Source organism: Burkholderia sp. E168m15 (assembly GCF_016586105.1).
In the GTDB taxonomy this organism is placed as follows: Bacteria; Pseudomonadota; Gammaproteobacteria; order Burkholderiales; family Burkholderiaceae; genus Burkholderia; species Burkholderia orbicola.
This window is the reverse complement of sequence record NZ_BCPO01000139.1, coordinates 1-6437: the sequence shown is the minus strand read 5'-3', so window position 1 is coordinate 6437 and position 6437 is coordinate 1. Positions and strand designations below refer to the sequence as shown.

The window sequence follows — 6437 nt, the reverse complement described above, 5'->3', positions numbered from 1 at the left end:
ATGCCTTCGATCGCGCCGGTGATCTCGGCGATCCGGCGCGTCGCGCGGCCGATGTCGTCCATCGTCGCGACCACGCGCTGCACCGCGGCGTCGCCGTTCGTCGCGGCGGCCGACGCATCCGCGACCAGCGCGTTGGCTTGCGCCGCATGCTCGGCGCTCTGCTGCACGGCGGCGGTGATCTGCTCCATGCTGGCGGCCGTCTGTTCGACGCTGCTGGCCTGCGTCGCGATCCGCGCGGCGATGTCGCTGCTGCCGGCCGCGATGCCGACCGTGCCGTGCGCGATGTCGGCCGCGCCGTTGCGCACTTGCGCGACGATCCGCGCGAGGCCGTCGCCGATCCCGTCGACCGCCTGCACGAGCCGGCCGATCTCGTCGTTGCCCGCGCTGCCGTGCGCGGCCGCGCCGTCGCGGATGCGCACGCTGAGATCGCCCGCCGCATAGCGCTCGGACGCGCGGGCGGCGGCTTCCAGCGGCCGGCTCACCACGCGCCGCACGACGATGACGAACAGCGTCGCGAACGCTGCGACGAGCACGGCGCCGATCATCAGGAAGCGGTTGCGGGTGGCGCGCATGGTGGCCAGCAGCTCGTCGTCGAGCGCGATCCCGCCGACGAGCCATTGCCACTGCGGAATCGTCGTGAACGACACGAATTTCGCGGTCGGCCCGGCGTCGTGCGCGGCCGGGTCGGTCGACGTATACGCGAGCCGGCCCTGGGCCGCCGCGAGCATCTGCGCGTAGGGGGCGCGCGTGTCGTCGGCACGCTGGCCGGCCGCATCGGGATGCACGACGAAGGTGCCGCGCGACGGGCCTTGCGACGCATCGAGCACGAAGTAGTAGCCGTTGTCGCCGATCTTCAGCGCACGGATGCCGTCCTCGACGAGCTTGAGCTCGGCGCCGATGTCGAGGCCGACGAACAGCGCGCCGATCACGCGGCCGGTCGCGTCGGTCACCGGCTTGTACTGCGTGATGTACGACCGGCCGAACAGCTTCGCGAGGCCCGTGTAGCTGCGCCCGGCGACCAGCGGCGCATACGCGGGGCCGGCGCGGTCGAGCTTGGTGCCGACGGCGCGCGCGCCGTCCTGCTTCTTCAGCGACGTCGTGATGCGCACGAAATCGTCGCCGTCGCGCGCGAAGATCGTCGCGATCGCGCCGCTTTTCTTCAGGAACTGGTCGGGAATCGAGTAGTCGAGGTCGAGCGGCTGGCCGCCCGCGAGCAGGGTCGGCGCGGCCACGCCGCCGATGTCGACGGTGCGCGCCGGGTCGAGCGAGAAATCGGCCGGCAGGAAACTCGCGAACAGCGACATCGAGCGGTTGGCTTCGGCGGTCAACGCCTTGTCGAACAGGTCGACCATCGCGCGGATCGACTGCTCCTTGTCGTCGATCCGCTTATGCGCTTCATCGGCGAGCTGCTGGCCGGCGAAATGGGCGAGGGTCCACGCGAACACGGTAAACAGCAGGGCGACGAGCGCGCACGCCAGCGCGGCCAGACGCGCGCCGACGCTCACTCGGCCCAATTGGGTCATTCTCATGAGACATCCTGAGTGGGAGTGAGAGGAGGCGGAACGCACGCGTCACCGCTCGTGGTCCCGTTAATACGGCAACTTTCGCGAAATCTTTAGCGGATGTCGCGGATCACGGCCCGCAGGCGGGCGAAGGGGAAGCGAGGGTCAGTGCATGACGAGCCACGCGACGGCCAGATAGCGGCCGACTTTCGCGATCGTCACGATCGCGAGAAAGGTCGGCAGCGGCTCGCGCAGCACGCCGGCGATCATCGTCAGCGGATCGCCGATCACCGGCGCCCAGCTCAGCAGCAGCGACCAGCGGCCGTAGCGTGCGTACCAGCGCTCGGCGCGCGCGAGCGCGGACGGCTTGACCGGAAACCAGCGGCGCTCGCGAAAATGCTCGATGCCGCGGCCGAGCGCCCAGTTGATCGCCGAGCCGGCGACGTTGCCGACGCTCGCGACCAGCACCAGCGCCCACACGGGTTCGCGTCCGGCGAGCAGCAGGCCGGCGAGCACGGCTTCGGACTGGAGCGGCAACAGGGTCGCGGCGACCATCGACACGGCGAACAGGCCGCCGTAAGTGAGCAATTCGGACATCGCGCGATTGTACCGGCCGTGCGGCGGCCGGCCCCGGTCACGCGGTCACCGGCTCACGATCTCACACGGCATCCGTCGTGCCGAACAGCAGGTGCGAGATCATCGACTTGTCGACCGGTTCGTCGTTGAGCGTGCTGGCGAGCAGTTCGCCCGCGAGCTGCTGCGGCGAGAACACCATGTCGGGCTTCAACAGCCGCAGCCGCTCGAGGTTGCGCTGCTGGTTCACGAGCGCGACCGTGCGCACCGACGGCGCGATCTCGCGGATCGCGAGGATGATGAACGCGTTTTCGGCGTCATCCGAGCGCAGCGCGAGCACCGCGCGCGCGGTCGCCGCGCCGGCGCTTTCCAGCACCGCATGGTCGGTCGCATCGCCGACGATCAGGTCGGTCGCCGCCGGATAGTTGTGCTCGACGCCGGCCGGCACGACGACGGTCACCGCGTAGCCGCGCTTGCGCAGCCCGTCGTGCACCGCATGCGCGACGGGTGTCGCGCCGACGATTAGGAAATGATGCTTGCGGATCACGTTCGAAATACCTCCCTTGACGATCCGTTTCAGATTGCCGCCGATCACCGGGCCGACGACCGCGCTGATCGACGTCGCGAACACCGTGATGCCGAGCACGATCACCGATGCGGTGAACAGGCGCGCGGTCGGCGCGTGCGGCACGATGTCGCCGTAGCCGACGGTCGACATCGACACGATCGAGAAATAGACGGCGGTGGCGAGATCGTGGACGGGCGGCGTGAATTCGTCGCCGAGATAGAGCACGCCGAAAGTGGCGTAGATCAGCAGCGACACGATGCTCAGCAACGCGAACAGGCCGCTGGCGGCCACGCTCGCGCGATCGAAGTGCCGCCAGTAGTACAGCAGCGCGACGACCAGCACGGCCGTATAGACGAACACCGCGTGGCTGCGATAGCCGCCGAGCACGCTGATTGCGGCGGCCGCCACCAGCAGCAGGATCGACAACACCCACGCGACGCGGGCACGCAGCACGATGCCGATGGCCATCGTCGCGAGGCCGGCCGCGACGACCACCTGCGGCAGCACGACGAGCCCCATGTTGTCGACGAGGTTCAGTGCATCGGCGAGCCACGCGCGGTGCAGACCGAGCCGCGCGTGCTCGACGACGGGGCGCAGCACCATGAGCGCATCGAGCGCAAGCAGGAGGGCGAGATACCAGTGCAGGCCGATCGGCGCGAACAGGCGCCGCAGGCGGGATGTGACGTGCTTCATTCAGTCGCCCGGCGGGCCCGGGCATGTCCAACGAACCAGGCGCTACCCTAAAGCATTCGGCGCCCGGCTGCTTTTTCGAGGCGCCTGGCAGCGGCGCCGACGCAGCCCGTCCGCGCGGCCGTTCAGTTCCAGCCGACCATGATCGCGCCCATCCCGACGAGCAGCCCGCCCGTCACGCGGTTCATCGCACGCATCCGCGCCGGCCGCTGCAACGCGCGGCTCAGCCGGTGCGAGAACAGCGCCATCGATGCGACGCCGCCCGCGAACAGCAGCGCGAACGTCGCGGCGAGCAGCAGGTATTGAAGGTTCAGGCTCCAGTCGGCGTTCGGGCTGATGAACTGCGGAAAGAACGACGGAAAGAACAGCAGCGTCTTCGGATTCAGCCCGGAAGTCGCGACGCCGCGCCAGAACAGCGCGCGTCCGGAGTCGGCGTCCGGCGCGGCGATGGCCGTTCCTGCGTCGGTCTCGGCGGGCGCCGCGGCCGCGCCGGCCGGCGTGCGGCTCAGCCATTGCTTGCCGCCGAGCCAGACGAGATACGCGGCGCCGGCCCAGCGCAGCACGGTCAGGGCGTGTTCATCGAGGTGGACCAGCGAATTGAGGCACAGCGCGGTCAGCGCGAGTTGCAGCAGCACGGCGAGCGTGCCGCCCCAGACGCACGGCAGCGCGCGGCGCCAACCGGTGCGCAACGCCTGGTTCATCGTGAGCAGGTTGACGGGGCCGGGCGCGTAGATGAGGACGACGGAAGCAGCGAGGAACGACAGATAAAGCTTGAACGACATGACGGACGGGCAAGAGCGGGGAGGCAGGCACCGGCCCCGCACGCGGTCGGATGGGCGTGCGGGCGGCGGGGAATCGCATGTCTGCCGGCCGGCACCGCAACTCGTGATTGCGGCCGTGCGTTCCGTTGCGAGGGGTGGTCGCGGGGAGCGTGCCGGGCAGCAGGCATGGAGAAAATGTATCAAGCGGCCCGGTTAAAAGGCTTCCTGTTTTCCAGTGAAACGGCCCTGAAACCGGAATCCTGTTCAGATAGAATGCCGATTTTCAGTAGAAGATTCTTCTCGCCATGGCTACCCGTGAACGCACGCCCAAAACGCTCGACAATCAGGACCGCAAGATCCTGGGTGCATTGCAGAAAAATGCGCGTCTGTCGAACGCCGAACTGGCCGAACAGATCGGCATGTCGACCACCGCCTGCTGGAACCGCACGCGGCAACTCGAACTCGACGGCTACATCGACGGCTATGTCGCGCTGGTCAACCAGCGCAAGCTCGGCTACGCGGACATCGTGATCCTCGAAGTCACGCTCGATCGCCATGAAGACGACGCACTGGCGCGCTTCGGCGCCGAACTGGCGGCGCTGCCGGAGGTGCTCGAGGCGTATCTGGTGTCGGGCGAGTACGACTACTGGATCAAGGTCGCGGTGGACGGCACGGCCGGCTACGAACGCTTCCTGCGCGAAAAGCTGTACCGGATCTCGAGCATCCGCCACAGCCGTTCGATGTTCGCGCTGCGGTGCATGAAGGATGTGCCTTCGATTCAGGTGTGACGGGGAGAGACGAGGAGCGCGGCCGGCGTTGAAACGGCAGTGCGTGCGATGTGGCGCGGGTGCGGAGGCAACCGGTGAACGGCCGGCACGGAAGGCTCGCCAGGGAAACGGCCCGCGGGCACACAAAAACGGATGAATCTTCCGTCGGCGATGGCCGGGCGTAATCGCGCGCTGGCCGGAAATGGCTGCATGCCCAGACAACCTGACTGATAGCCATCCGCGCCAATACGCATGAATTGGCGCCAGTATCGGCCTGAAACACGGCGTCGAGACGATCTTGAAACGCTCGCCACGCAGCGAGGGTATTCGGCCGGGACGAGCCCGGCTTCTTGCTCTCTGACCGGCGCGACCGCCCGGTGCCCGGCGCAATAGCCGCTGTCGGCGCGCGTCAGGACAAGGGGATCAGGCGGCCGGCAGTCCGCTCAGCGCGGCAGGCGCGCGTGTGCTTCAGCGATGACTTCGCAGTTCTCGAGGTGCAGTGCCCAGGCTTCCGCCAGCAGCTCGCCAACACGTGCGAGCCAGCCAGTGGATTGGGTGGAACGATCGGAGAAATTAGACGTTTGCATGACGAAGCCCCATAGAGGTGGCGAGTTAGGGATAACCCTAATCATAGCGAAACGACCTCGCCTTGTGAAATGCGATTTCGTTATATGAGAATTACTGACAATTTATGTTGCTGCTGCGCAACATGAATATTGGTCGCCCGGGCGGGTCGGATAGACGTGACGAGGCCGTGCCGGCGCGGCCTCGCGGGCAGAAAGAAAGGGATTCGAACGTACGTTGGGGAAAAGGGCGCGATTAGCGGCCGATCCACCCGAAGCGCCACGACAGCCGCCGCGTCGCGGCCCGCAGCGTCTGCGCCAGCTCGCTGTCGGGCCCGCGCGGGAAGCCGCGCGACGAACCGATGATCGCGATCACGAGCCGGATGCTGCCGGTGTGATCGAACACGGGCGCGGCAATCGTCCCGATGCCGGGCACCGGCGCGTCGAACGCGAAATCGAGCTCGTCCGCGCGGATCGCCGCGAGCCGTGAGCGGAAGGCCGCGTCGTCCGGTGCGACGGGCGCGCCGGCGAGGCGCACCGGCTCGTTGGCGAGCAAGTCGGCCAGCACGTCGTCGGACATGCCGGACGCGAAAATCCGGCCGATCGCCGTATTGACGAGCGACATCACGGTGCCGACCTGCAGGCTCACGTGCTGCGGCCGCGCCGATTCCTCGAGCCGGATCACGGTCGGCCCGAGCGGGCCGAGCGTCGCGGCGGCCACGCTCATGTCGGTCGCGCCGGCGAGCGCGACGATCTCGGCTTCCGCGTCGCGCGTCGGCGACACGCGCTGCATCGCGATCAGGCCGAGCGCCTGCGCGAGCGGCCCGCCGTCGAAGCAGCCGGCGTCGTCGCGGCTCAGCAGGCCGATCTTCTGCAGGCTGACCAGATGCGGAAACGCCTTCGCGGCGGGCATGCCGGCCGCCGTCGCGAGATCGCGCAGCGGCAGCGCGCGGCCCGCCGACACCAGCGCGAGCAGCAGGTCGCCGGTGCTGTCGAGTGCATTGATGCCGCGC

Annotated in this window: 7 protein-coding genes; 1 reads left to right on the top strand and 6 read right to left on the bottom strand. The window is 68.3% G+C overall.

What is annotated here, in order from left to right; genetic code table 11:
- The 4 genes from JMF86_RS21035 to JMF86_RS21020 all read right to left on the bottom strand — a co-directional run.
- The coding region (locus JMF86_RS21035; protein ID WP_201317135.1) for a methyl-accepting chemotaxis protein at positions 1-1529 on the bottom strand (1529 nt) is incomplete at its 3' end.
- 138 nt (positions 1530-1667) lie between these two features.
- A complete protein-coding gene (locus tag JMF86_RS21030; RefSeq protein ID WP_006479118.1) occupies positions 1668-2099 on the bottom strand; it encodes a YqaA family protein in 432 nt (143 codons plus the stop codon).
- Positions 2100-2160: 61 nt separating this feature from the next.
- Positions 2161-3336 (bottom strand): voltage-gated potassium channel protein, encoded by a 1176-nt coding sequence (gene kch / locus JMF86_RS21025; protein WP_011547784.1) that lies wholly within the window; start codon positions 3334-3336, stop codon positions 2161-2163.
- A 122-nt stretch (positions 3337-3458) separates the two neighbouring features.
- Positions 3459-4115 (bottom strand): LysE family translocator, encoded by a 657-nt coding sequence (locus tag JMF86_RS21020; protein WP_011547783.1) that lies wholly within the window; start codon positions 4113-4115, stop codon positions 3459-3461.
- Between the two features lie 284 nt (positions 4116-4399).
- Between JMF86_RS21020 and JMF86_RS21015 the strand changes: the two genes are divergently transcribed.
- The gene (locus JMF86_RS21015; protein WP_006479115.1) at positions 4400-4882 is read left to right on the top strand and encodes an Lrp/AsnC family transcriptional regulator; all 483 of its coding nucleotides are present in this window, start codon (positions 4400-4402) and stop codon (positions 4880-4882) included.
- 422 nt (positions 4883-5304) lie between these two features.
- On the opposite strand, the gene JMF86_RS21010 is transcribed toward JMF86_RS21015, so the two are convergent.
- Complete coding sequence (locus JMF86_RS21010; protein WP_227746104.1) at positions 5305-5448, bottom strand: hypothetical protein; 144 nt, start codon at positions 5446-5448, stop codon at positions 5305-5307.
- Positions 5449-5680: 232 nt separating this feature from the next.
- Positions 5681-6437: IclR family transcriptional regulator (locus JMF86_RS21005; RefSeq protein WP_201317134.1), on the bottom strand; the 757-nt coding region annotated here is incomplete at its 5' end.

Bases quoted from the DNA above. Each gene is read 5' to 3' on its own strand.
- JMF86_RS21030 (WP_006479118.1), bottom strand. From the start codon at position 2,099: ATGTCCGAATTGCTCACTTACGGCGGCCTGTTCGCCGTGTCGATGGTC.
- JMF86_RS21010 (WP_227746104.1), bottom strand. From the start codon at position 5,448: ATGCAAACGTCTAATTTCTCCGATCGTTCCACCCAATCCACTGGCTGG.
- kch (WP_011547784.1), bottom strand. From the start codon at position 3,336: ATGAAGCACGTCACATCCCGCCTGCGGCGCCTGTTCGCGCCGATCGGC.
- JMF86_RS21020 (WP_011547783.1), bottom strand. From the start codon at position 4,115: ATGTCGTTCAAGCTTTATCTGTCGTTCCTCGCTGCTTCCGTCGTCCTC.
- JMF86_RS21015 (WP_006479115.1), top strand. From the start codon at position 4,400: ATGGCTACCCGTGAACGCACGCCCAAAACGCTCGACAATCAGGACCGC.